Genomic DNA, 24,482 nt, shown 5'->3' with positions numbered 1-24,482 from the left:
TCAGCGGCCGGCCGCCAGCTTGCGCTGCCACAAGGCCACGTCGATCATCACGCCATCCGCGCCCGTGTTGCGGATGTAGACGCGGTAGCTGCCCTGCCCCATTTCGCCATCGAGGTAGGCCGTGCGCTCATTGCGCTGCAGCCTGGCGCCCTTGGCCAACTGGCGGTAGCGCTCCACCACCGTGTCGAAACTGGCATAGCTGCGCAGCGCCACTTCCAGGTCGCGCGGCGGGCGGCCTTCTGCATGGTCCAGCACATTGTTCTGTTTCTTGCCCTTCAGCGTGAGCGGATAGGCAAACACGCCGGCGCCGGCCGACGTCAGCACCGTGGACTTATCGAGCAGCAGCGGCAGCAGCGCCGGCGGATAGGCGGGCGGCAGCTGGGCGCGGTTCCATCCCGGCAGGGCCGGCTGCGCCAGCACATATTCGACGCTGGCGATCTTTTGCCCGTCGGCGCCCGCTTCCTTGTCGCCCGCGATCAGCGCCAGCATGGGCGGCAATTGCCGGGCCCAGGCCAGCAGGGGCGCCGCTTCGCCGACCAGCATGCCCTTGCGGTGGAACACCGTCAACACCGCGTTCGGATCGGGATTGCAGACTTTCGCCAGCGGCTGGCCCTCGAGGTGGCAATGCCCGTTGACGAGGCCAAAAGCGATGATGGCGCCGCGCTTGTCGAGCAGCATGGCACCCCGTTCGCGGCCCTGCTTGCGGTCATTCATCGACGCCAGCAACTGGCGGCCGTCGGCCAGCACGGTGCGCGTGGCATCGCGCTTTTCGCTGATCGCTTCGAGCGCCTGCGCCAGCAGCAATTCATCGTCTTCCGTGTAACTGCCGCGCGCGTAACCGAAGAAGTCGAACAGGGCGGCCCGCACCTGCGCATCGTCGCTCAGGCGCGGCAAGGGGCCGCCGGCCAGCAAGGAGGACAGGCTTTTCCCGGCCGGCGCGGAGGGCGCCGCCGTGGCGCGGGCGGGCTGGGAAAGGACGCAGGCCGCTGCCAGCAAGGCGCCGCCCAGAGTACGGTAATTCGAAAAAATGATATGCATGATTCTGTCTGTCGGGGATTTGGCCGCAATTGCGGCCACGCAGGGCGCGCTGGCGATTCTAGCATGGCGCCAGCGCCCATGCCGTGCGGCTGGCGGACGGCGCATATGCCGGCACGGCTGCTATGATGGCCGCAATGACGACACCAACCCACGCCTCGCCCCTGCTTGTCCTCCTGCCTGGCATGGATGGCACGGCCTGGCTATTCGACCGCTTTGACGCCGCCCTGCGCGCGCAGGCCGCCCTCGATACCCTGGCCATCGCCTATCCGGCCGCGCCACTCGGTTACGCGGCGCTGGAAGCATTCGTGCGCGAGCGCTTGCCGCAGGATCGCCCTTTCGTCGTGCTGGCCGAATCGTTTTCCGGGCCGCTGGGGGCCGCCCTGCGCGCCGATCCGCCGCCCGGCATGCGCGCCCTGATCCTGTGCTGTTCATTCGTGCGCAATCCGCGCCCGATGCTGGCGCCACTGCGCCACCTGCTCGGCCTTGTGCCCTTTGGCGCCATGCCCGGCTTCGCCCTGCGCCAGGCGCTGCTGGCGCCCTGCGCCACGCCGCAACTGCAGGCGGAACTGGCGGCAGCGCTGGCGCAAGTGCCCCCCAGCGTGCTGCGCCAGCGCCTGCGCGCCGTGCTGGAAACCGACGCCTCGCGCAGCTTCGCGCGCGGCAGCTTGCCCGTGCTGTATCTGCGCGCCCGGCACGACCGCCTGGTGCCGCCGGCGAACGCCCTGCAGATACTGCGCCTGGCACCCGGCGCGCAACTGGCCGACATCGCCGCGCCCCACATGCTGCTGCAGGCGGCGCCGGAAGCGGCCGCCGCCGCCGTCGCCGCCTTTGTCAACGCCCTGTCAGCCGCGCAGGTATCCGCTTAAACGCGCGCCGGCCAGCACGGCCAGCCAGCTCAAGCCGCCCGACAGCGCGCTGAAGTAAATGGCACGCAGCGGATGCTGGGGCAGCAGATACGCGAGCACGGCCGCGCCCAGCAAGGCGCACAGCACCGGCTTCCACCTGCCGGGAGGAAGCAGCGCCAGCAGCAGATTCGTGCCCGCATACACGTAAAACACCAGCAGCAGGGCCAGGCCGCCGGCCACGCCGCGCGAGCCGAGGCTGCCGAACAGCTGCGTGTACAAATAAAACCCCAGCCAGCTCAATGCGATAAACAGCAGGCAGCCCAGCGCATGCGCGCCCAGGCCGGCCATCAGGCGAATTTTCACGGTTGCCTGAGTACAGGAATGAAGCGGTGGCCGCAGGCATGGCACATGAAGGTACGCGCATACGTGTCCTGCAAGGCGGCGGCCTCCTTGTCCCAATTGGCGACGAAGGTCGTTTGCGACAAGGCAATGGAGGCAACGCCCCCTGCCACGAAGATCCAGAACAGGCCATTCGCGCCGGCCTGGTAAAAGACGACGGCGGCGATAATAAAAATGATCACGCCCAACACGATCAGCCCTGCCTTCTGGTGGGTCTGCATCGTCGGCCCTGCGGCCTGGCGTGACAGCAAGGTCTGGCTGCGCGTATGCGCATGGCCGTGGATGAAATCACCATCGATCCTGCCCGACATATGGGTCGATGTGCCTGAAATGCCGGAGGCATGCACCATGGAGAGGCGTTGAACGTTGGAACTGTCACATGCCGGGCAATGCGCCATTGCTTTTTCCATAAAATAAAATAATCGCGCACTGTAGCATAAAAAAAGCCGGCCCTTTCACGCAGAAAGGGCCGGCTTGCTTACGTCAACAGCAAGGTGTTTACTTCGCCGAATTGAGCAGCAATTCGTTGAGGCGTTTCACGAAGCTGGCCGGGTCGGCCAGCGAACCGCCTTCGGCCAGCATGGCCTGGTCGAACAGGATGTTGGCCCAGTCGCCGAACTTGCCGCCTTCCGCATCTTCATACTTCAAGCGCGTCACCAGCGGGTGGTTCGGGTTGATTTCCAAAATCGGCTTCGATTCCGGCGCGCTCTGGCCAGCAGCTTTGAGCATGCGCAGCAGGTTGCCCGACAATTCGTTTTCATCGGCCACCAGGCAGGCTGGCGAATCGGTCAGGCGGAACGTCACGCGCACATCCTTGGCCTTGTCGGCCAACACGGCCTTCATCTTGCCCACCAGGTCGGCGTACGAGGTTTCCGTTTCTTCGTGCTCTTTCTTTTCCGCTTCATCTTCCAGCGCGCCCAGGTCCAGGCCGCCTTTGGCGACGGAGACCAGTTCCTTGCCTTCGAAGTCCTGGATAAACGACAGCATCCATTCATCGACACGGTCCGTCAGCAGCAGCACTTCGACGCCCTTCTTGCGGAAGATTTCCAGGTGCGGGCTGTTCTTGGCGGCGGCGTAGTTGTCGGCCGTGACGTAGTAAATCTTGTCCTGGCCTTCCTTCATGCGCGCCACATAGTCGGCGAACGAGGTGATTTGCTCGTCGCTGTCGTTGGCCGTCGAGGCAAAGCGCAGCAGCTTGGCCAGGCGTTCCTTGTTGGCCGCGTCTTCGCCGATACCTTCCTTCAGCACCTGGCCGAATTCTTTCCAGAAGACAGCGTACTTGTCCTTCTTGTCCTGCTCGTCCGCGTTCGCCAGTTCTTCCAGCATGCCCAGCACGCGCTTGGTCGAGCCTTCGCGGATCACTTTCACGTCACGCGATTCCTGCAGGATTTCGCGCGATACGTTCAGCGGCAGGTCGGCCGAGTCGATCACCCCGCGCACGAAGCGCAGGTAGGTCGGCATCAGCTGCTCGGCATCGTCCATGATGAAGACGCGCTTGACGTACAGCTTGATGCCGCCGCGCTTGTTGCGGTCCCACATGTCGAACGGCGCCTTGGCCGGGATGTACAGCAGCTGCGTGTATTCGCTGCGGCCTTCCACGCGGTTGTGCGTGTGCGTGAGCGGCGACTGGAAGTCGTGCGACACGTGCTTGTAGAATTCGTCGTACTGTTCCGGCGTGATGTCGGCCTTGTTGCGGGCCCACAGGGCGCTGGCCTGGTTGACGGTTTCGAATTCGTCTTTCAGGACGGTTTCTTTTTTCTCGTCGTCCCACTCTTCCTTCTGCATCACGATCGGCAGCGAGATATGGTCCGAATATTTGCGGATGATGGACTTGATCTTCCAGCTCGACAGCAATTCGTCTTCGCCTTCGCGCAGGTGCAGGATGATGTCCGTGCCGCGGCCCGTTTTTTCGATGGTCTCGATGCTGTAATCGCCTTCACCGGCCGATTCCCAGCGCACGCCCTCGGAGGCGTCAACGCCGGCACGGCGCGTTTCGACGGTGATCTTGTCGGCGACGATGAAGCCCGAATAGAAGCCCACGCCGAACTGGCCGATCAGGGCCGCGTCCTGCTGCTGGTCGCCCGACAGCTTGCCGAAGAATTCCTTGGTGCCCGACTTGGCGATGGTGCCCAGGTGCGAGATTGCCTCGTCGCGGGTCATGCCGATGCCGTTGTCGGAAATGGTGATGGTGCGCGCATCCTTGTCGAAGCTGACCTTGATCTTCAATTCGTGATCGTTGCCGTACAGGGCGTCGTTATCGATCGCTTCAAAGCGCAATTTGTCGGCCGCGTCGGACGCGTTCGAAATCAATTCGCGCAGGAAGATTTCCTTGTTCGAGTACAGGGAATGGATCATCAGGTGCAGCATTTGCTTCACTTCGGTCTGAAAACCCAGGGTTTGCTTTTCGGAGACAGCCATTTTTACCTCATAGTCTTGTGGATGGGACGGATTCTACGGAGTTGGGGATGGTCCAAGCGATTTCAAGAGCCCCAGCCGAATGTCCTGCAATGCCCAGTTTACCCCAGTGCGCGGTCAAAAAACGCCCAGATGCGCTCGTCCTGCACCGTGACCAGGTTCAGGCGCATGCGGGTCGACGGCAGCTGGCGCGGCGAAAACAGGCTGCCCGGCGCCAGCACCAGGCCCTGAGCCAGCGCCTTTTCGGCCAATACATTCGTGTCGCAGCCCGCATCGGCCCACACGAACATGCCCGCCGATGCCGGGTTGAAGCGCAAGCCCGCCTGCTCGACCTTGCGGTACGTACCCTCGCGCACCTTGTCGAGCCGCGCGCGCAGGCGCTCCGCATGCTTGCGGTACAGCCCCTGCGAGAGGATTTTATACACCACGCGCTCGCCGATGTCGCTGGTGGTGAGCGTTGCCAGCATCTTGCGGTCGGCCAGGCGCTGCGCCCGCTCCGCAGAGGTGGCGATGAAGCCCACGCGCAGGTTCGCCGCCAGGCTCTTGGAAAAGCCGCCCAGGTAAATTACGCGACGCAGCTGGTCCAGCGCAGCCAGGCGGGTGGCCGGCTGCACCGCGCCGCCCGGGTGCATGTCGCAATAAATGTCATCCTCGACGATGAGGAAATCGTGCTGTTCGGCCAGGCGCAGCACCTGGAAAGCCTTGGCCGCCGACAGCGACGTCGAACTGGGATTGTGCAGCACCGAATTGATCACGTACAGCCTGGGACGGTGCAGCGCCGCCAGCTCGGCCAGCACGGCGATATCGGGGCCGTCGGCCAAGCGCGGGATGCCGATGACATTCATGCCCATGGCGGCAAAAGCGCCGAACATCAGCCAATACGCGGGATCGTCGACGAAAATCGTTTCACCGGGACGGGCAAACTCGCGCGCCACCAGGTCCAGCGCCTGCATCACGCCCACCGTGGTGACGATCTGCTCGGGCGGACAGCCGATTTCCAGCCCCGCCAGCTTCAGCTGCAACTGCTGGCGCAGCGGCAGGAAACCCTGCGGCGCGCCGTAGCCCAGCAGCAAACTGCCGGGCTGGCGGCTGACGTCGCGCAAGGCGCGCGCCACCAGGTCGCCATCGAGCCACTCGGCGGGCAGCATGCCGGAGCCTGGCGCGGGGATGGCCGGCGTCTGGCGGAACATGTTACGGATCAGCCACACCACGTCCATCGGCTGCACCGCCGCATCCTGCGCGCCAGCGGGCGGCAAGGGGGTGTTCAACGGCGAGCGCTCGCACACGAAAAAGCCGGCGCCGCGCCGCGATTCCAGGTAGCCGCGCGCCACCAGCTTGTCGTAGCTGGCCACCACCGTGGCGCACGACACGCTCAGGCTGGCCGCGCACTGGCGGATCGACGGCATGCGCGCACCGCCGCGCAGCAGCTTGTCGTCGATGCGCGCCGCCAGCGAGCGCACGATCTGGTCGATCAGGGTTTCGCCTGAGACGCGCAACAGCAAAGGGAGTGTATTGCTCATGTGACCATTACAGTATGTGAAATTATGCGTGAAAGTGTATTTGTACTGTATTGCTATTGCGCCCTAGGATAGCAGTATCGGGCAGATTAATCCATGCCCATACCTTGTCACGCCAGCCTCGGGAATCCCATGTCTTCGCACACCAGCACCATCGTTTCCAACCATCCACCGCGCCTCAGCGCCGACCGCACCGGCCTGTTGCTGGGCTTGATCGCCGTCGCCCTCTTCAGCCTGACCCTGCCTTTTACGCGGCTGGCGGTGGCCGAACTCGACCCCACCTTCGTCGCTCTGGGCCGCGCCCTGGTGGCCGCCGTCCTGGCCGGCCTGTGGCTATGGCAGCAGCGCGCGCCGATGCCGCGCCGCGAACAATGGCTGCCGCTGGCGCTCGTGTCGCTGGGCTGCGTACTGGGCTTCCCCTGGCTGACGTCGATCGCCATGCGCAGCCTGCCCGCCTCGCACGGCGCCGTGCTGGTGGGCATCCTGCCGCTGGCCACCGCCGTGTTTGCCGTATTGCGCGGCAAGGAGCGCCCATCGCCGGGCTTCTGGCTGATGGCCCTGCTCGGCACGGCGCTGGTGGTGGCCTTCGCGCTGCGCCAGGGCGGCGGCAGCTTCCACCTGGCCGACTGGCTAATCTTTGCCGCCGTGCTGCTGGCCGCGCTCGGCTATGCCGAAGGCGGGCGCCTGGCGCAAGCCATGCCGGGCCAGCATGTGATTTCCTGGGCACTGCTGCTAGCCGTGCCATTTGTCTTGCCCGTGGTGCTGTGGAACGCCTGGCCGCAGCGCGCGCTGATGGCGCAGGCCAGCGCCGCGGCCTGGCTGGGCTTTGCCTACATTTCCGTGTTTTCCATGTTTATCGGTTTCTTTTTCTGGTACCGGGGCATGGCGCTGGGCGGCGTGGCGCGCGTGGGACAGACGCAGTTGCTGCAGCCTTTCCTCACCCTGCTGGGCGCGGCGCTGCTGCTGCACGAACCCCTGACGGGTGAAAGCCTGCTGTTTGCGGGCGCCGTGATCGCCGTGGTGGGGATCGGGCGCAAGCTGAAGTAACGCTCCCTGACGCCCATTTGCAACGCCGTTGCGCGTGCGGATGGGCAGAGCGGCGTGCAAGCCGTACAATACCGCAGCACCATGGCGACGCCTATCCGGCGCCGCTTGCGCACGCACCGCCACAAGCGGGCCAACAAATCCAGCCGGCGCAGCTCGGCATCTTCTGTGAGACTCGTATGAAAATTGAAAATCCGAATCCGATCCAATGGCGCTTTGCCGAACGCGCGGAACAGCTGCAAAGCTCGTTCATCCGCGAAATCCTGAAGATCACGCAGCGTCCCGAGATCATCTCGTTTGCCGGCGGCCTGCCCTCGCCCGCCACCTTCCCCGTGGAAGAAATGAAAACCGCCTTCGACAAGGTCCTGTCGAACAATGGCAAGGTCGCCCTGCAATACGGCCCGACCGACGGCTACCTGCCGCTGCGCCAGTGGATCGCCGATTCCCTGTCCGCCAACGGCAGCACCATCATGCCGGAACAAGTGCTGATGACGTCCGGCTCGCAGCAGGCACTGGACTTGCTGGGCAAGGTCCTGATCGACGAAGGCAGCAAGGTATTGGTGGAAACCCCCAGCTACCTGGGCGCCCTGCAGGCGTTTTCCGTCTACCGTCCCGAATTCGTTTCCGTCGATACCGATGACGAAGGCCTGGTGCCGTCGTCGATCAACCCCGTCGCCGATGGCGCGCGCCTGCTGTACGCGCTGCCGAACTTCCAGAACCCGACGGGCCGCAGCCTGTCCGTGGCGCGCCGCGTGGAACTGGTGGAAACCTGCGCCCGCCACGGCCTGCCGCTGATCGAGGACGATCCATACGGCGCCCTGAGCTACAGCGGCGAGCCGTATCCGAAGATGATCAACATGAATCCGGATGGCGTGATCTACATGGGCTCGTTCTCGAAAGTGCTCACGCCCGGCATCCGCCTCGGCTACGTGGTGGCGCCGATGCCGCTGGTGCGCCGCCTGGAACTGGCCAAGCAGGCGGCCGACCTGCACACGTCGCAGCTGACGCAGATGGTCGTGCATGAAGTGATCAAGGATGGTTTCCTGGACCGGCATATCCCCAGCATCCGCAGCCTGTACGGCAACCAGTGCCAGGCCATGCTGTCGGCGCTGGAAGAGCACTTCCCGGCAGGCGTCACGTGGACCAAGCCTGAAGGCGGCATGTTCATCTGGGTAACCCTGCCGAAGCACATCGATGCGATGAAACTGCTCGATGAAGCCATCGCCAACAAGGTCGCCTTCGTGCCGGGCGCGCCGTTCTACGCCAACACGCCGGAAACGCACACCCTACGCCTGTCGTTCGTGACGGTACCGCCGGAACGCATCCGCGAAGGCATCGCCATCCTCGGCAAACTGATCGCCGCAAAAATGTAATCGCACACTCCCCACGCCCCGCCTGCCGCGGGGCGTGTCCCAGCTGCCCCAACTCCAGGGGGCACGCGTCTTTTTCGCCCAAAAAACGCCTTCACGATAGCAATTGCGTGTATTTATTTTTAAAAATATCATAAAAATAATATTTTACCGCCTCGCGCAACGTCGATTTTTTTACCCAAAAAATTGGCAAGGCGGTATGATTTGACCGCTGTCGCAGATTTGAACCCGGCCAGCATCACCGAAAGTGCAGCAATCGCTGGCATCGCAAAGTACATCGAGAAGGCCGGAAGCAATGAGTCCAGGCAGTGTGGAGCATTCCCAGCGGCGCGAGGCCGCCATTTTGATTGTCGACGATGCGCCGGCCAACCTTGAGCTGCTGCGCAAACTGATGAGCGAGCAAGGCTATCAAACCTATGTCGCCACGTCCGGCGAACGGGCGCTGGCGATCGCCCAGCGCGCCCACCCCGACCTGATCCTGCTCGACGTGCTGATGCCGGACATGGACGGCATCGAAACGTGCCGCCGCCTCAAGCAGCACCCGCTGACGCAGGGTATCCCCGTCATCTTCATGAGCGCCAAGACAGAAACGGAAGACGTGGTGGCCGGCTTCGACTGCGGCGCCGTCGATTACATCAGCAAGCCGCTGCGCATGGCCGAAGTGTGCGCGCGCGTGCGCGCCCAGCTGCAAATCCGCAGCAACAATGAAACCCAGCAGGAACAGGCCGAGCGCCTGCGCACCATCGTCAACAACATGGCCGAGGGCTTGCTGATCATCGAAGCCGATGGCCACATCCAGTACACCAATCCCGCCTGCGACCAGTACCTGGGCTACCGCGAAAACGAACTGGCCGGGCGCTCCATCGGCGAGTTGCTCAGCCCCCTGGTGACGCAGGAATACCTCGATTACTTCACCATGCACGCGGCCAATCCGGAAAAAGCGCACAACCACGGCACGCGCGAAGTGGCGATCCGCCACCGCAACGGCGAGGCGCTGAGCATGGACCTGACCCTGACGCCCATGTATCTGCGCCAGCCCCTGTATATCGGCCTGCTGCACGACATCACGCACCACAAACAGTCGGAAGACGCCTTGCAGCGCGCCGCCTATCTCGACCCGCTGACGCAGATCGCCAACCGCCGGCATTTCGACAGCTTCCTGGAAAAGGAATGGCAGCGCGCCGTGCGCGGCGGCGGCGTCCTGTCGCTGGTGGTGCTCGATGTCGACCACTTCAAGCTGTACAACGATAGCCTGGGCCATCCGGCCGGCGACACCTGCCTGCAGCAGGTGGCGCAAGCCATCGCCTCGCACGCCGCACGCCCCGGCGACCTGGCTGCCCGCTACGGCGGCGAAGAATTCGTCCTGCTGTTCGCCGACACGGATGCCGAAGGTGCCCTGCACCTGGCCGCAGCCATCCGCGCGCACATCGAGGCGCTGCAACTGCCGCACCCGCGATCGATCACCTCGCCGTGGATCACCGTCAGCATCGGCGTGGCGACCATCCGCCCGCACCAGCTGGACGACCGCGAAGCGCTGTTCGTCGCCGCCGACCGCGCCCTGTACGTAGCCAAGGAAGGGGGCCGCAACCAGGTGCGCGTCACGCAATCGGGCAGCGCGGCCTGGGAAACGGTGAAGGCGCTCGTCCTGCGCTAGCCGGTCACTTTTCAGGATAGCCGGTGATGTCGGCGATTTCGCGGTACAGGGGCTGCAGCCGCGCATACATCTTGCGGTACACGCGCCGGTACAGTTTTTCATAGACCTTGCTGTGCCCGGGATCCGGCTGGAATACCTTGCCCTTGCGCGTCATGGCTTGCACGGCGGCGGGAAAGTCCGCATGCCAGCCCAGGCCCACGCTAGCGGCGATGGCAGCGCCCAGGCCCGAACTTTCATACACGTGGGCGCGCGCGGCGGGCAAGCCGAAGATGTCGGCCGTCAGCTGCATGGCCGCATCGCTTTGCGAACCGCCGCCCGCGATGCGCAGCTCCGTGATGGCGATGCCGCTGCGCTGCTCGATGCGCTCCTTGCCTTCGCGCAGCGCATACGCCAGTCCTTCGAGGATGGCGCGGTAGATGTGCGCGCGCGTGTGCACATCGCCAAAGCCGATCATGGCGCCCTTCGCTTCCGGCCCCGGCACCTTGATGCCGGGACTCCAGTACGGCTGCAGCATCAGGCCCATGGAGCCGGGCGGCACGGCCTCGACCAGACGGTCGAACAGCGCTTCGGCGGACAGGCCCGTGCCATCCTCGGCCGCCGCCGCCCGTTCGCGGTCGCCGAACTGCTCCTTGAACCAGTTGACCATCCAGTAGCCGCGGAATATCTGCACTTCCGTGCTGTAGGCGCCCGGCATGGCGGCCGGATACGGCGGAATGAAGCGCGTCACTTCCACATACTTGCGGTTGGTCGTGTTGATGGTCGCCGTGGTGCCGTAGCTGAGGCACGCCACGTGCGGTTCGACGCAGCCGGCGCCCAGCACCTCGCACGCCTTGTCGGCGGCGGCCGCCAGCAAGGGCGTGCCTTCCGGGATGCCCGTCGCCGCGGCGGCGGCCCTGGTGATGGCGCCCATGCGCGTGCCCGGCGTTACCAGCTCGGGCAGCATCGAGCGTCGAATCGCCAGCGCCTGCCATTTCCAGTCGAAGCGCCCGGCCCAGGCGTGGCGCTTGTAGTCGAACGGGATGTACGCCACTTGCGAGCCCGTCGAATCGACGTAGTTGCCGCAGAGCCGGTGATTCAGAAAACCCGACAGCAGCAGGAATTTGTGCGTGCGGCGCCAGATGTCGGGCTGGTGCGCGCTGATCCAGTTGATCTCGGCCTCGCGGCGGAAGTAGCGTATCGTACCGTCGAGGCGTGTGGCGCGGAAGGCGGCGCGCCACCACGGCGCCAGCCGGGGAATGTCGCGCGTGCTGCGCTGGTCCAGCCAGGTGATGGCGGGCCGCAACGGTGCGCCATGTTCATTCACGTTGACCACCGTGCCGCGCTGCGTGGTGACGGCCACGCCGGCCACCGAGGATTTGGCTATGTCCGTGCCGCGCCACAGCTGCTGGCACGCTTCGCATACGGCTTGCCAGTAGCCGTCCGCGTCGTGCTCGGCCCAGCCGGGGTGGTCGGAGTAATACGCTTCCAGGAAGACTTGCGCCTTGGCCGCCAGCTTGCCATCGCGGTCGAACAGCAGCGCGCGCACGCTTTGCGTGCCATTGTCGATGGAGAGGATATACGGGCCATCGCCCGCTGCGGAGGTCATGGCTCAGCCCACGCTGGCCAGCGCAGCGCGCAGCGCCTGCAGCAGCGCCTGCGGATCCTTGTCCGGCTGCGCGCTGAACACGGGCGCGTCCCAGTCCTGTCCCCGCACGGCCACCACACGCAAGCGTCCCTGCGCATTCCAGGCCGGATACCAGCCCACGTCGACGATGTCGCCATTCGCGCACGTGATTTGCAACAGGTCCTCGCCCAGGTCGTCGACGAGGACGTCCACGCTCTGGCGCAAGTCCAGCGGCGACAGGCTGTCGTAGGTGATGCGGGCGTCGCCCAGCGCCAGGGGCTGGCCAAACAGGGTAGTTTCGATGATGCTCTCCTCTTTTATATTTTTATCGCTGCTTGTATCGCTGCTTTTATCATTGCGTCATTCGCCTTGCGGCACGCTGTAATGGCGGCGCCACAGGGCCAGGTAGCGCTGCTGCTCTTCCTCCCAGCGCACATCGTCCCAGCCCAGTTCCTGCTGGCAGATGGCGCGCAGGCGCGGCATGATAGCAAGCGCGCCGCCGGCCAGCTGCAAACCGAGGCGCGTGCGCCGCAGCAGCAAGTCGTCCAGGTGCTGCACGTCCTCGTTACGCGCGCCCCAGCGCAGCTGCGCCCATAAAGTCTGCGTGCCGGGAACCGGTGCCAGTTCGCCCTCCTGCGCCGCATCGCACAGCGCTTGCGCGGCCGCGCCATGACGGCCCAGCAGGCGTGCGCGCTGCTCGCCATCGAGCGCCAAGGCCTTGCCCGACAAGGGCGGCGACGGGTCAAAGATCGGCAAAGGGCGCAAATCCGCCTGCCAGCCCGGCAGCAGCGGCGCGGCGCGGCGCAATGCGTCCAGGGCAATCACGCGAAACGTCGTCAATTTTCCGCCCGCCACCGTCAGCAAGCCGTTTTCCAGCCATAGCGCATGTTCGCGCGCTTCCTTCGACGGGTCAAGCTGGCCGCTGTCGATCACGGGGCGCACGCCGGCAAACGTGGCCAGCACATCGTCTTCACCCAGCGCCAGCTGCGGGAACTGCCAGCGCAGCGCCGCCAGCAGATAATCGAGTTCGCCGCGCGTGATGGCCGGCTCCAGGTCCAGGCTGGCGCCATGGTCGACATCGGTGGTGCCCACCAGGGTCACGCCCTCCCAGGGATACGCAAACACGGGGCGGCCATCGTGCGGGTGCATCAGGCTGACGGCTTGCGCCAGCGGCAGGCGCCAGGCCGGCAACAGCAGATGGCTGCCGCGCAGGGGCCGCAGTTTCGGCGGCTCTCCCACCTGGCCGCGCAAGCCGTCGGCCCAGGCGCCCGTGGCGCTGATCACCAGGCGCGCGCGCACAGTGAGTGCCCTGCCATCGACCGCATCGTTCAAGGTGGCGCCGGCGACCTTGCCATCGTCGCGCAGCAGCGAGTCCACGCCCAGGTAATTGACGGCCACGCCGCCATGGCGGCGCGCCTCCTGCAGCACGCGCAGCACCAGGCGCGCATCGTCCGTCTTGGCGTCCTGGTACAGCATGCCGCCCCGCAGGCCATCGCGGTTGACATGCGGCGCCAGCATGGCGAAATCCGCCGCATCGACATAGCGGCGTGCGCGCCGGCCCGCCATCACGTCATAGATGGCCAGGCCCAGCATGAACTGGCGCCGGCCTGGCTTCCGGCCCGTGTAATCGCCAAAGGCAAAGCCCTGCGGCTCGACCAGCCCCGCCGCATCCGTCAGCAAGGCTTGCCGCTCATGCACCGATTCGCGCGTCAGCGCGAACTGTCCCTGCTTCAGGTAGCGCAAGCCGCCGTGCACCAGCTTCGAGGAGCGGCTCGACGTGCCCCAGGCGAAATCGCGCTGCTCCACCAGCAGCGCCGTCAAGCCGTGCCGCGCCGCTTCCAGCAGGATGCCGGCGCCCGTGATGCCGCCGCCGACGATCAAGATATCCCACTCGCGCGCCAGGAGGCCAGGCAGCTCCGCCCTGTTCACAATCGGTCTCCAAGGTCAGGCAGCAGTTTGCCGGGATTCATCATGCCCTGCGGGTCGAACTGGCGCAGCAGCGCGCGCATGGCGGCGATGCCCAGCTCTCCCTTTTCCGCCGCCAGCCACGGCGCGTGGTCCGTGCCCACGCCGTGCTGGTGGCTGATGGTGCCGCCGTTGGCGACGATGGCGGCGCTGGCCGCGTCTTTCAACGTACGCCAGCGCGCCATGTTGTCTTCAAAGGTCGGCGCCAGCCGGTACACATACGTAGTGTAGACGCTGGCCCCCTGCGCATACACGTGCGACAAATGCGTGTACGCATGCACCTGCTCGCCGTGCGCCGCCAGCGCATTGGCGCCCGCCTGCTCCAGCGCCGCCATCATCGCCGTGACGCGCGGCCAGTCGACGGCCGTTTCCACCGTATCGATGACATAGCCGTGTTCCCACGCGCCATTGCGCAGGTAGACGTTGCGAAAGCGCCCCTGCTTCCATTTGTCGCCCATGTGCCGTCCCACGTGCACGCCCTTGTGCCGCCGCGCCAGCGCCAGGGCGCCGCGCAGGGCCGCGCGCGCCGGCCCGGTTTCGCCGCTGACGCCCAGCATCAGCATGCACTTGCCTTCGCCGCAGCCGCGCAGCGACAGATAGCGCTCCAGCAAGCCCACCAGCTTCTTGTGCCCGGCCAGGGTCAGCATGGTCTGCGTTTCGAGCGCATTCGACAGGCGCAGCATGCACAGCGGAAGGCGCGACTGGGCCAGCGCCCGCACGGCCGCTTGCGCCTGGCCCCAGTCGGCGAAAAACACGGCGTGGAACGCTTCATACGGCGGTAGCGGCGAGACTCGCACCGTGGCCTGCGTCAGGATGCCCAGCCGCCCTTCGGAGCCAAGCACCATTTCGCGCAGGTCGATGCCGGCCGCCGAAGCGGGAAACGTGGGAATGCTCAAGGTACCGGCCGGCGTTTCCACTTCGCCGCCCGCGAACAATTGCTCGATGCGGCCATAGCGCAGCGATTGCTGGCCCGACGAGCGCGTGGCGATCCAGCCGCCCAGGGTCGAATACTCGAACGACTGCGGATAGTGGCCCAGGGTGTAGCCATGCGCGCGCAACTGCGCTTCCAGGTCGGGACCATACACGCCCGCGCCGAACGTGGCCAGCTGCGCTTCGCGGTCCAGGTGGCCCAACGCGCACAGGCGCGCGAGGCTCAGCGCCAGCACGGGGCGCGGCCCCGCCGCCACCGTCAAATGCCCGGCCACGCTGGTGCCGCCACCGTGGGGAATCACGGCCACGCACGCCTGGCGCGCATACGCGAGCAGCTGGCGCACCTGCAGCGCGCTGTCGGGAAAGGCCACGCCATCGGGCACGGCGCCGATGCGGCCATGGCGTAATTTAAACCAGTCGGGCAGGCTTTGACCGAGCGCATGGCGCACGCGCGTGGCAGGCTGGGTGTCGATCAGCGGATGCGGCGCCAGACGCGAAGCGGGCACTTGCGCGCAGGCGTCGTCGAAGGTGGCGTCGACGATGGCGCTGCCCGGCCCCAGGCGCTCGCCCAGGAAGGCCAGCGCGTCCTCGCTCAGCGCATACGTGATGCTCTCGTCTCCCCAGCCATTCCAGCGTTGCATCGACATCCCCTGTGTTCGGCCAGTTGCGCGCCACGGCGGCTTGCTATACTGTTCTTGCCTGTTCAACAGCATATGCCGCCACAGGCCAAGGGTATTGGTTTTTCATGACAATCGCATTGTTCCATCATGACAAGCACTGACGGCCGGGTCGCCGGCGCCTATCTGCAGCCGCTGCTGGAAGCGGCCGGCGCGCACGGCATCCCCGTTGCCGCCCTGGCGCAGGCGGCCGGCGTGGCGCCGCACAGCCTGGAAGCGTCCGCAGCCAGCCTGGCCGCGCGCGACTACGTGCGCCTGCTCGATGCGGGCGCGCAACTGGCGGGCGATGCGCATTTCGGCCTGCACGTAGGCCAGCGCGTGCGCATGGGCACCTACAGCGCCTACGGTTTGATATTGCTCAGTTGCAGCAACGTGGGCCAGGCGCTGGAACAGACGGCCCGCTATGAACGGCTGGCGCACGACCTGGGCCGCTCGACCCTGCAGCGCGACGGCGCCGTCGCACATTACCGCTGGGCAAGTAACTACCCGGGCGCCAGCCGGCACCTGGTCGACAGCGTCTTTGCCGGCATCCGCGTGTGCGGCGACTGGCTGGCGGGCATGCCGCTGCCGCCGGCCCGGCTGGCGTTCACGCACGATGGCGGCGGCGACCTGCTGCGCCACGCGGCGCACCGCGACGAATACGTGCGCGTGCTGGGCAGCCTGCCCGCCTTCAACGCCCCTGCCAACACGGCCACATTCGACGCGCAATTGCTGGACTGGCCCGTGCCGAACGCCGACGTCAGCCTGTACCCCGTGCTGTGCCAGCATGCGGAACAACTGCTGGCGCAGCGCCAGGCTGAAACCGGCACTGGCGGCGCCATCGACGCGCAAGTCCACGCGGCCATCGTCGCGGGCTTGCGCCACGGGTCGGCGCGGCTGGCCACCGTTGCCGCCGCCTTGGCCGTCACGCCGCGCACCCTGCAGCGCAAGCTGGCCGACGCGGGCACCAGCTTCCAGGCCCTGCTGGACCAGGCCAGGTACGGCCTGGCGCGCGATTATCTGCGCGCGCCGGATTTGTCGCTGGTCGACATCGCCTTCCTGCTCGGCTACCAGGAGCAAAGCGCGTTCAATCATGCGTTCCGTACCTGGGCGGGTACCAATCCCGGCGCCTGGCGCTTGCAGGAAATGCAAGAGAGGCAGCTTGACCGGCAGCAAGCCCCATAGGCGTGCGCGGGGCATGCGCGGCGCGTTTTCTGGCTATACTGGCATAGTCAGGTTTTCCACGATCACTCCAACCCGCAATGCAAAGGATTAATATGCAACTCAAAGACAAAGTCGCACTGATTACCGGCGCCGCCAGTGGTATCGGCAAGGAAATGGCTATTGAATACGCGAAACAAGGCGCCAAGGTCGTCATCGCCGACCTGGCCCTGGAAGCGGCCAGCAAGACGGCCGAGGAAATCAAGCAGTCGGGCGGCCAGGCGTTTGCCGTCGCCATGGATGTCTCCAGCGAAGAACAAGTGGACAAGGGCGTGGCCGATGCCGCCGCCCACTTCGGCGGCATCGATATCCTGATCAGCAATGCGGGCATCCAGATCATCAGCCCCGTCGTCGACTACCCGTTCGATCAATGGAAAAAGATGCTGGCCATTCACATGGACGGCGCCTTCCTCACCACGCGCGCCTGCATGCGCGAAATGATCAAGGCGGGCCGCGGCGGCGCCATCATCTACATGGGTTCCGTGCACTCGCACGAAGGCTCGCCGTTCAAGAGTGCCTACGTTGCCGCCAAGCATGGATTGCTGGGCCTGGCCAAGGTGGTGGCCAAGGAAGGCGCCAAGGATGGCATCCGCGCCAACGTCATCTGCCCCGGCTTCGTGCGCACACCGCTGGTGGACAAGCAAATCCCCGAACAGGCGGCCCAGCTGAACATCAGCGAAGAAGACGTGATCAAGAAAGTCATGCTGAAAGACACCATTGACGGCGAATTCACCACCACACAGGACGTGGCGCAAACGGCCGTCTTCCTGGCCGCCTTCCCGTCGAACGCCCTGAGCGGCCAGTCGATCGTTGTCAGCCACGGCTGGCACATGCAATAACAGTGACGCCCGCCCACATCGGCTGCGCGGCGCCCTGTGCGGCCTGCGATGCTCGCTGTGCTCCAGCACAGCTGCGCGTCTCGGCCACACATCGCTGCCGCTCGCGATGATGTGGACGGGCGCTTTTGCATCAGCGTATTCCCCCGGTATCTACCCCGAAAGTTCCTAATTGCAAGACAACACTTACCGCCACCCGCGCGCGGGCTGGCCGGGGCGCCTGTTTGCCGCGCTCGCCAATTCCACGCGCTTTGCCAACGCACGCCAGGCGATCATGTCCCGCCTGCCCTTCCTGACCCTGCACAGCGACGTGCGCGACGTCGTCTACGTGAGCTGGCTGGTCGACGCCGCTGCCGCGCAGCAACTGCTGCCCGCCGGCGTGACCCTGTGGCAGCGCGACGGCAAGACGCCGTTTACCGTGCTGACCTACCGCCACGGGCATTTCGGCCCGGCCCTGCTCGGCCCCTTGCGCCGGATGCTGCCGTCTCCGTTGCAAAGCAACTGGCGTGTATATCTGGACCACACGCCAGCGGGCGCGCCGGCCGTGCCCTGCGTGTACTTTCTGAAAAACATCATGGACAGCTTGCCGCATGCGCTGGGCACGCGGCTGTTCAGCGACATCCTTCCGACCCACCTGGCCGCCGGCATGACGCTGGAAGTCGGCGCCACGCAAGCGCGCTGCAGCATTGCCAGCGGCAACGGCAGCGCGCCCTCGCTGGACGTGCAGGCGGACATCGCAACCGACCATGCCCTCGATGCCGGCTGGCAAGCGCTGTTCGGCAACTGGCGCGACGCCGTCGCCTTCCTCGCCTGCCAGGATGCGGCCATCGCGCACGTGCCGCGCAACGGCAAGCTGGTCTTTGGAGAAATCGACCTGCCTGTTGATGTGGATCAAGTGCAAGCGCTGACGGCCTTGCGCGCCGACTGCGGCTTGCTGGCGCAGTTGCCGCCCGTCTCCCAGCCGTTTGCCTTTCTCGTGCCCAAGGTTTCCTTCAAGGCGTTGTCAGAGCGCCTGCTGTAGCACGCCGGCGCTCCCCCGTGCGCGGGGGCGTGGCGGAGCCTGCCTGGCCGCCGCGCCGCCGTTCCAGCTTGAACAAGGCCATCGCCTGCTCCAGCTGCAAGGTCTGGTCTTGCAGCGACGCCGAGGCGGCCGCCGACTCCTCCACCAGCGCCGCGTTCTGCTGCGTCACTTCATCCATCTGCGTGACGGCCATGTTGACTTGCCCGATGCCGTGGCTTTGCTCGCGCGAAGCGGAGGCGATCTCTTCCATGATGCCGTGCACGCCCTGCACGGCGCCCAGCATTTCGGCGCTGCTGGCGCCCGCCTGCTGGGCCAGCTTCGCGCCCGCCTGCACCTGCGCCAACGACGCCGTGATCAATTGCTTGATTTCCGTGGCCGCCGCCGCGCTGCGATGGGCCAGGCTGCGCACTTCGCCCGCCACCACGGCAAAGCCCCGCCCCTGGTCGCCGGCGCGCGCCGCTTCCACGGCCGCGTTCAAGGCCAGGATATTCGTCTGGAAGGCGATGCCTTCGATAATGCCCGTAATGTCGCCGATCTTCTTCGAAGAGGCGTCAATATCGGCCATCATGCTCACCATCTGGCCGACGATCTCGCCGCCGCGCCCGGCGAGGCCGTGGACCTTGCCCGCCATGTCGCTGGCCTGCACGGCGTTGCCGCTGTTTTGCTGCACCGTGGCCGCCAGCTGCTCCATGCTCGACGCGGTCTGCTGCAGGGCCGACGCCTGCGCTTCCGTGCGGCCCGACAAGTCCATATTGCCGGCGGCGATTTCCTGGCTGGCCATGCTGATACGCAAGAAATTGCCACGCACGTCGCCGACGATGGAATGCAAGTTTACGCGCAACTGGCGCAGGGAGCGCAGCAGTTGCCCCATTTCGTCGCGCCGCGTGGTGTCGAGCTCGCCCGTCAGGTCGCCGCCCGCCATCACGTCGCAAGCCTGGCGCGCCTGCTGCAACGGTTGCAGCACGGCGCGGTGCAGGCTGTGCCAGAAATACAGGGTCGCGCCCAAGGCCGCCACGGACAAGCCCGTCAGCCAGCCGGCCGCGCCGGCCGGCAGCACGCCCGCATTCCACGCCAGTTGCAGCAGCAATACCAGGCTCAGCAAGCCCAGATTCCAGCCGATTCGCTTGCCCAGCGGCAAGTCGCGCAGGCGCGCGAACCTGGCCAGCCAGTCAGTCCGCACGGTCGCGCCCTGGCTGATGACGATGCCGTCGGCCTGCCCCGCCTTGATGCGCGCGTACAGGGCCGATGCCTGCGCCACCTGCTGGCGCGTGGGCTTGGTACGCACGGACATGTAGCCGACGGCCACGCCGTCTTCCACCACCGGCGTCACGTTCGCCAGCACCCAGTAGTAATCGCCATTCTTGCAGCGGTTTTTCACCATGCCGCTCCACGAACGCCCCGAACGGATGGTGGCCCAGAAATCGGCAAACGCTTCGACCGGCATGTCGGGATGGCGCAGGATGTTCTGCGGCGCACCGATCAATTCTTCCGCGCTGTAACCGCTGACGGCGATGAAATACGGGTTGGCATAGGTGATATTGCCTTGCAAGTCGGTAGTCGAGACGATGGTCTCGGTATCGCTCAGGTTGATTTCGGTATCGCTGACAGGAAGATTGAGTCGCATGGTCACATCCTCAAAGGTAGCCCGTGCAGGCACGGGGAAGCGGGCAAATGCAAGGCGGCAGGAAGCCGGCGGCAATCTGCACCGATACATTAATTTTAATATCTAATTATTAATTTAAATCGGCAATTTTCACTGGCGAAATTGCCTTGCGAATCTGCAAATATTGCAGGCGGCAGCGTGGCCGCAGGGGAATGGCGGGAACGGTGCCGGAACAGCGTGACTGTCCCGGCGGCAAACAACGCGGCGGCTTAGCGCGGCACGTAGCGCCAGTTGGCGTTTTCCAGCATGAAGGTCAGTTCCGTCTTGATGGCTTCCGGACGGCTTGGCACGCTCAATTCCGTATCGCAGACCAGATAGCCCGTCTTGCGCTTGACCTCGCACTCGTTGATGGCCTTGACCTGCATGGTGCTCTGCGCTTCCTGCATCTGCACATCCTTGGCCGCTTCCGGATTGCGCGCCACTTCTTCCTTGGCCCAGGCGCGTATCATCGCTTGCGCCTCGGCCGGCGACGGTCCCGCGAACTTGGCATCCTTGCGCTCGACGCCCACCCAGGTACCGTTCTCGTTGCGCAACGGCAGCACCATGAAAGCATCGCGCATGCCCCCGCTCATGGCGACCAGGCACACCACTTCGCCCGGCACTTCCTGCGAATCCTGGCAGCCGGTCAAGCTGGTGACCTTGACGGCGATCGGTACCGTCACAGTCGATTGCATTTTGGCCCGGGTCTTGGCCACGCCCACCTGCACGGCGGCGTGGATTTGTTCGAGCGTCGGCATGGTGGCCGCCTGGGCCGGCAAGGCGGCAAACAGGGCGGCGGCGGTCAGGGCGAGGGAAGTCAGGCGCATGGGTATCGAGAGTAGTGAGCAAAGGCCGGCAGTCTAGCACTTTACATAAAGACAGTTGTTTCTATTGAGAATGATCGTCGCCATCGGGCGTGAGAAAGGCGCCGCCCCCGTCCGCCTGTCCGCGCAGGCGCAAGCCGATGGCGCGCAGCATCTCGACCAGCTCCCGCAAGCGCAAGCCCTCGTCCGTCAGCCGGTATTCCACCTTGACGGGCACTTCCGCGTAAATCGTGCGCGTCAGCAAGCCCGCCTCTTCCAGCGCGCGCAAGTCCAGGGTCAGCATGCGCTGCGAGATATTCGGCACGGCGCGGCGGATTTCGCTGAAGCGCTTCGGCCCCGCCATCAGATAGCTGAGCAGCACGATGCGCCAGCGCCCGCCCATCAATCGCATGGCTTCTTCCACGGCGCAGCCGGAGACATTGTCTTTCATGGTTGGCTTCCAACTTGGTATAAAAAATGTACCTATACCACATTATTCTGCCTTCTTCCAAATAGTAACCATCACGATTAGACTGCCGTTCTTTCCTCTCACCGGAGCTCCAGCATGGAAACCACCCTGATCTACAGCGTGCCGTTCGGCTGCTCGTTTGCCGCCATCGCCGCCCTCGAATGGAGCGGCCTGCCGTACCAACTAGCCCGCGTGGAAGCGCGCGACCCGGCCAGCAAGCTGCATCCCGCCTTTCTCGCCATCAATCCCCTGGGCCAGACGCCCACCCTGCTCACGCACGCGGGCGCGCCGCTGCTGGAAAGCATGGCGATCCTGCTGCACATCGCCGCGCGCGCGCCGCACACAGGCCTGGGGTTTGCGCAGGGCACGCCGCAATACGACCGCCTGAACAGCGTGCTCTCCTTTTTGCACACGACCTTCCACGCGGCCTTCATGCCCGCCTTCCAGGCATCGCACGCGCCGGAAACCGACGCGCGCGCGGCCGTCTGGCGCGAGATGGCCGTCGAGAAGGTCAACAAAAGCCTGGCGCACCTGGAGCGCCTGCTCGCCGGCCGCACCTGGCTCGCGTCCGATACCGGCCCCACCATCGCCGACGCCTACCTGGCCGCCACGGCGCGCTGGGCCGAACCGCTGCAGCTGGCGCGCCTGGCAGACTATCCGGACACGGCGCGCGTGCTGGCGGCGCTGGAACAGGACCCCGGCATCCGCTTTGCCCACGCCATCGAGGACGGCTTGCCGGCCACCAGCCAGGGCAGCTTCCTGGGCCACGTCGCGCTCGACCAACTGGCACTGCCGGCCGGCTAACCGGCGGTCAACTCCCGCAGCAGGCGCGTCTTTATTGCTATGATGTCGGGCTGCCGGCGGTACAGCCGGCCACATCAATACCATATCGATAACGTCGTCATAAAAATCGGGAGTTTGAATGAGTTTACGTCTGCTGCTCTTGGGAGCATTCAGTGCCGCCATGGCCACCACCGCCGCCGTGCCGGCCCTGGCTGCGCCGCGCGGTTTCACCGTGGAAGACATGGTTGCCATGGAGCGCGTGGGTAGCCCCGTGCTGTCGCCGGACGCCACGCGCGTCGTCTACACGGTGCGCACCACCAACCTGGACAAGAACCGCGGCAACACGCAGCTATGGATGATCGACCTGCGCGCGCCGAACGCGGCGCCGCGCCAGCTCACGCGTGGCGAAGCGAGCGCCAGCGACCCGCAATGGTCGCCGAACGGCGACGCCATCTACTTCCTGTCCGGCCGCTCCGGCTCCTCGCAAGTGTGGCAGCTGCCCCTGAACGGCGGCGATGCGGCCAAGGTCACCGACCTGGCGCTGGACGTCGACACCTACCGCCTGTCGCCGCAGGGCGACCGCCTGGCCTTCAGCATAGGCGTCTTCCTCGATTGCGCGGACCTCGCCTGCACAAAGAAGCGCCTCGATGAAAAAGCGAAAAACAAGGCCAGCGGCATGGTCTACGACCAGATGTTCGTGCGCCACTGGGATACCTGGGCCGATGGCCGCCGCAACGCGCTGTACTCGGCGCCCATCGACGCCACGGGCAAGGTCAGCGCCGCGCCCGTGAGCCTGAGCGGCACCCTCGACGGCGACGCGCCCTCGAAACCGTTCGGCGACAATGGCGAATACCACTTCAGCCCGGACGGCAAGACGGTAGCCTTCTCCGTGCGCGTGGCCGGCCGCACGGAATCGTGGTCGACCAACTTCGACGTCTACACGATTCCTGCTATCGGCGGCCAGGCGCCGCGCAACCTCACGGCCGACAATCCGGCCTGGGATGCGAAAGCCACCTGGTCGCCCGATGGCCGCACCCTGGCCTATGTCGCCATGACCAAGCCGGGCTTCGAAGCGGACCGTTTTCATCTGGTGCTGATGGATGTCGCCACCGGCAAGAAGCGCACCCTGGCCGATGACTGGGACCGTTCCGTGGCCGACTTCCGCTGGACGCCGGACAGCAAGGCTTTCCTCGTCGCCGCCGATGACGTGGGCCAGCACCGCTTGTTCCACATCGACGCGGCCAGCGGCAAGGTCGCTGCGCTGACGGGCAAGGGCGCCGTAGGCGACTTCGACGTGCGCGGCAATACCATCGTGCTGGCGCAAGCCAACCTGGCCTCGGGCGCGCAGCTGTACACGCGCAAGCTCGATGCGAAGTCGGAAAACGCGCCGATGGTGCAGCTGACGAAGCAGAATGCGGCGGCCCTGGCCGACGTGCGTTTCGGCGAATATGAACAGTTCTCGTTCGCGGGCGCGAATGGCGAAACCGTCTACGGCCACGTCATGAAGCCGTGGAATGCCAAGGCCGGCGAAAAGTATCCGGTCGCCTTTTTGGTGCACGGCGGCCCGCAAGGTAGCTTTGGCAATAGCTGGAGCTACCGCTGGAACCCGCAAGTGTATGCGGGTGCCGGCTACGCCACCGTCTTCATCGACTTCCACGGTTCGACCGGCTATGGCCAGAAATTCACGGATTCCATCAGCGGCGACTGGGGCGGCAAGCCGCTGGTCGACTTGCAGAAGGGCCTGGAAGCAGCCACCAAGAAGTTCCCGTGGCTGGATCGCGAGCGCAGCTGCGCGCTGGGCGCGTCGTACGGCGGCTACATGATGAACTGGATCGCCGGTAACTGGCCGGACGGCTTCAAATGCCTGGTCAACCACGACGGCGTGTTCGACAACCGCGGCATGGCTTACGCGACGGAAGAACTGTGGTTCACCGAGTGGGAAAACGGCGGCCCGTACTACGACGCGCCGGCCAAGCACGAGCAGTTCAACCCCGTCAACTTCGTGAAGAACTGGAAGACGCCGATGCTGGTGGTACAGGGCGACCTGGATTTCCGCATCCCTACCGCGCAAGGCCTGGGCACCTTCACGGCGCTGCAGCGCCAGGGCATCCCGAGCAAGCTGCTGGTCTTCCCGGACGAAAACCACTGGGTGCTGAAACCGGCCAATTCGCTGCTGTGGCATCACACGGTGCTCGATTGGCTCAACACCTACACTAAAAAGTAAGCCTGTTCCAGCGTAAAAAAGCCGCACAGTTCGCACTGTGCGGCTTT

Annotated in this window: 21 protein-coding genes; 9 read left to right on the top strand and 12 right to left on the bottom strand. The window is 65.4% G+C overall.

Annotated elements, in window-relative coordinates; all coding sequences use genetic code 11:
- Complete coding sequence (locus OX459_RS22155) at positions 1-1,038, bottom strand: hypothetical protein (protein WP_289906576.1); 1,038 nt, start codon at positions 1,036-1,038, stop codon at positions 1-3.
- 134 nt (positions 1,039-1,172) lie between these two features.
- Between OX459_RS22155 and OX459_RS22150 the strand changes: the two genes are divergently transcribed.
- On the top strand, positions 1,173-1,904 hold the full coding sequence (locus tag OX459_RS22150; RefSeq protein ID WP_289906575.1) for an alpha/beta hydrolase: 732 nt from the start codon (positions 1,173-1,175) through the stop codon (positions 1,902-1,904).
- Here the strand turns inward: OX459_RS22150 and OX459_RS22145 are convergent.
- The 4 genes from OX459_RS22145 to OX459_RS22130 all read right to left on the bottom strand — a co-directional run bounded on the left by OX459_RS22145 (position 1,881) and on the right by OX459_RS22130 (position 6,217).
- The gene (locus OX459_RS22145) at positions 1,881-2,246 is read right to left on the bottom strand and encodes a hypothetical protein (RefSeq protein WP_289906574.1); all 366 of its coding nucleotides are present in this window, start codon (positions 2,244-2,246) and stop codon (positions 1,881-1,883) included. The genes OX459_RS22150 and OX459_RS22145 overlap by 24 nt on opposite strands.
- Entirely contained in the window at positions 2,243-2,593 is a 351-nt protein-coding gene (locus OX459_RS22140) for a hypothetical protein (protein WP_289906573.1), read from the bottom strand. Before OX459_RS22140 ends, OX459_RS22145 begins: the two co-directional genes overlap by 4 nt.
- Before the next feature lie 187 nt (positions 2,594-2,780).
- Complete coding sequence (gene htpG / locus OX459_RS22135) at positions 2,781-4,700, bottom strand: molecular chaperone HtpG (RefSeq protein WP_289899153.1); 1,920 nt, start codon at positions 4,698-4,700, stop codon at positions 2,781-2,783.
- Positions 4,701-4,798: 98 nt separating this feature from the next.
- The gene (locus OX459_RS22130) at positions 4,799-6,217 is read right to left on the bottom strand and encodes a PLP-dependent aminotransferase family protein (protein ID WP_289906572.1); all 1,419 of its coding nucleotides are present in this window, start codon (positions 6,215-6,217) and stop codon (positions 4,799-4,801) included.
- A gap of 129 nt (positions 6,218-6,346) precedes the next feature.
- Here OX459_RS22130 and OX459_RS22125 point away from each other — a divergent pair, with 129 nt between their 5' ends.
- The 3 genes from OX459_RS22125 to OX459_RS22115 all read left to right on the top strand — a co-directional run bounded on the left by OX459_RS22125 (position 6,347) and on the right by OX459_RS22115 (position 10,282).
- Complete coding sequence (locus OX459_RS22125) at positions 6,347-7,261, top strand: DMT family transporter (RefSeq protein WP_289906571.1); 915 nt, start codon at positions 6,347-6,349, stop codon at positions 7,259-7,261.
- A gap of 176 nt (positions 7,262-7,437) precedes the next feature.
- On the top strand, positions 7,438-8,631 hold the full coding sequence (locus OX459_RS22120; RefSeq protein WP_289906570.1) for a PLP-dependent aminotransferase family protein: 1,194 nt from the start codon (positions 7,438-7,440) through the stop codon (positions 8,629-8,631).
- Between the two features lie 292 nt (positions 8,632-8,923).
- Positions 8,924-10,282, top strand: coding sequence for a diguanylate cyclase (locus OX459_RS22115; RefSeq protein WP_289906569.1), 1,359 nt, complete (start codon positions 8,924-8,926; stop codon positions 10,280-10,282).
- A 4-nt stretch (positions 10,283-10,286) separates the two neighbouring features.
- Here OX459_RS22115 and OX459_RS22110 read toward each other — a convergent pair whose 3' ends face one another.
- From OX459_RS22110 to OX459_RS22095, 4 genes are all read right to left on the bottom strand, one after another.
- Complete coding sequence (locus OX459_RS22110) at positions 10,287-11,867, bottom strand: FGGY-family carbohydrate kinase (protein ID WP_289906568.1); 1,581 nt, start codon at positions 11,865-11,867, stop codon at positions 10,287-10,289.
- A 3-nt stretch (positions 11,868-11,870) separates the two neighbouring features.
- The gene (locus OX459_RS22105; RefSeq protein WP_099664769.1) at positions 11,871-12,098 is read right to left on the bottom strand and encodes a hypothetical protein; all 228 of its coding nucleotides are present in this window, start codon (positions 12,096-12,098) and stop codon (positions 11,871-11,873) included.
- Between the two features lie 147 nt (positions 12,099-12,245).
- A complete protein-coding gene (locus OX459_RS22100; RefSeq protein WP_289906567.1) occupies positions 12,246-13,814 on the bottom strand; it encodes a glycerol-3-phosphate dehydrogenase/oxidase in 1,569 nt (522 codons plus the stop codon).
- A complete protein-coding gene (locus OX459_RS22095) occupies positions 13,811-15,421 on the bottom strand; it encodes an FAD-binding oxidoreductase (RefSeq protein ID WP_289906566.1) in 1,611 nt (536 codons plus the stop codon). The genes OX459_RS22100 and OX459_RS22095 overlap by 4 nt, the downstream gene beginning before the upstream one ends.
- 126 nt (positions 15,422-15,547) lie before the next feature.
- Here OX459_RS22095 and OX459_RS22090 point away from each other — a divergent pair, with 126 nt between their 5' ends.
- From OX459_RS22090 to OX459_RS22080, 3 genes are all read left to right on the top strand, one after another.
- Positions 15,548-16,621: an AraC family transcriptional regulator gene (locus tag OX459_RS22090; RefSeq protein WP_289906565.1), complete on the top strand. Its 1,074-nt coding sequence runs from the start codon at positions 15,548-15,550 to the stop codon at positions 16,619-16,621.
- A 92-nt stretch (positions 16,622-16,713) separates the two neighbouring features.
- Complete coding sequence (locus OX459_RS22085) at positions 16,714-17,496, top strand: 3-hydroxybutyrate dehydrogenase (protein WP_034777971.1); 783 nt, start codon at positions 16,714-16,716, stop codon at positions 17,494-17,496.
- 169 nt (positions 17,497-17,665) lie between these two features.
- Positions 17,666-18,514: a DUF2071 domain-containing protein gene (locus OX459_RS22080; protein ID WP_289906564.1), complete on the top strand. Its 849-nt coding sequence runs from the start codon at positions 17,666-17,668 to the stop codon at positions 18,512-18,514.
- On the opposite strand, the gene OX459_RS22075 is transcribed toward OX459_RS22080, so the two are convergent.
- From OX459_RS22075 to OX459_RS22065, 3 genes are all read right to left on the bottom strand, one after another.
- Positions 18,486-20,138, bottom strand: a complete 1,653-nt coding sequence (locus OX459_RS22075; protein ID WP_289906563.1) for a PAS domain-containing methyl-accepting chemotaxis protein — start codon at positions 20,136-20,138, stop codon at positions 18,486-18,488. The two genes, OX459_RS22080 and OX459_RS22075, sit on opposite strands and share 29 nt — an antisense overlap.
- 248 nt (positions 20,139-20,386) lie before the next feature.
- Entirely contained in the window at positions 20,387-20,983 is a 597-nt protein-coding gene (locus OX459_RS22070) for a hypothetical protein (protein WP_099380592.1), read from the bottom strand.
- A 61-nt stretch (positions 20,984-21,044) separates the two neighbouring features.
- A complete protein-coding gene (locus OX459_RS22065) occupies positions 21,045-21,410 on the bottom strand; it encodes a helix-turn-helix domain-containing protein (RefSeq protein WP_289906562.1) in 366 nt (121 codons plus the stop codon).
- Positions 21,411-21,524: 114 nt separating this feature from the next.
- On the opposite strand from OX459_RS22065, the gene OX459_RS22060 reads away from it, so the two are divergent.
- Together OX459_RS22060 and OX459_RS22055 are read left to right on the top strand one after the other, a co-directional pair.
- Positions 21,525-22,232: a glutathione S-transferase family protein gene (locus tag OX459_RS22060; protein ID WP_289906561.1), complete on the top strand. Its 708-nt coding sequence runs from the start codon at positions 21,525-21,527 to the stop codon at positions 22,230-22,232.
- A 160-nt stretch (positions 22,233-22,392) separates the two neighbouring features.
- Entirely contained in the window at positions 22,393-24,435 is a 2,043-nt protein-coding gene (locus OX459_RS22055) for a S9 family peptidase (protein ID WP_289906735.1), read from the top strand.
- Positions 24,436-24,482 lie beyond the last annotated feature (47 nt).

Source organism: Janthinobacterium sp. SUN026 (assembly GCF_030397625.1).
GTDB classification, from domain to species: Bacteria; Pseudomonadota; Gammaproteobacteria; order Burkholderiales; family Burkholderiaceae_D; genus Janthinobacterium; species Janthinobacterium kumbetense.
This window is presented reverse-complemented; position numbering and strand designations above follow the sequence as displayed.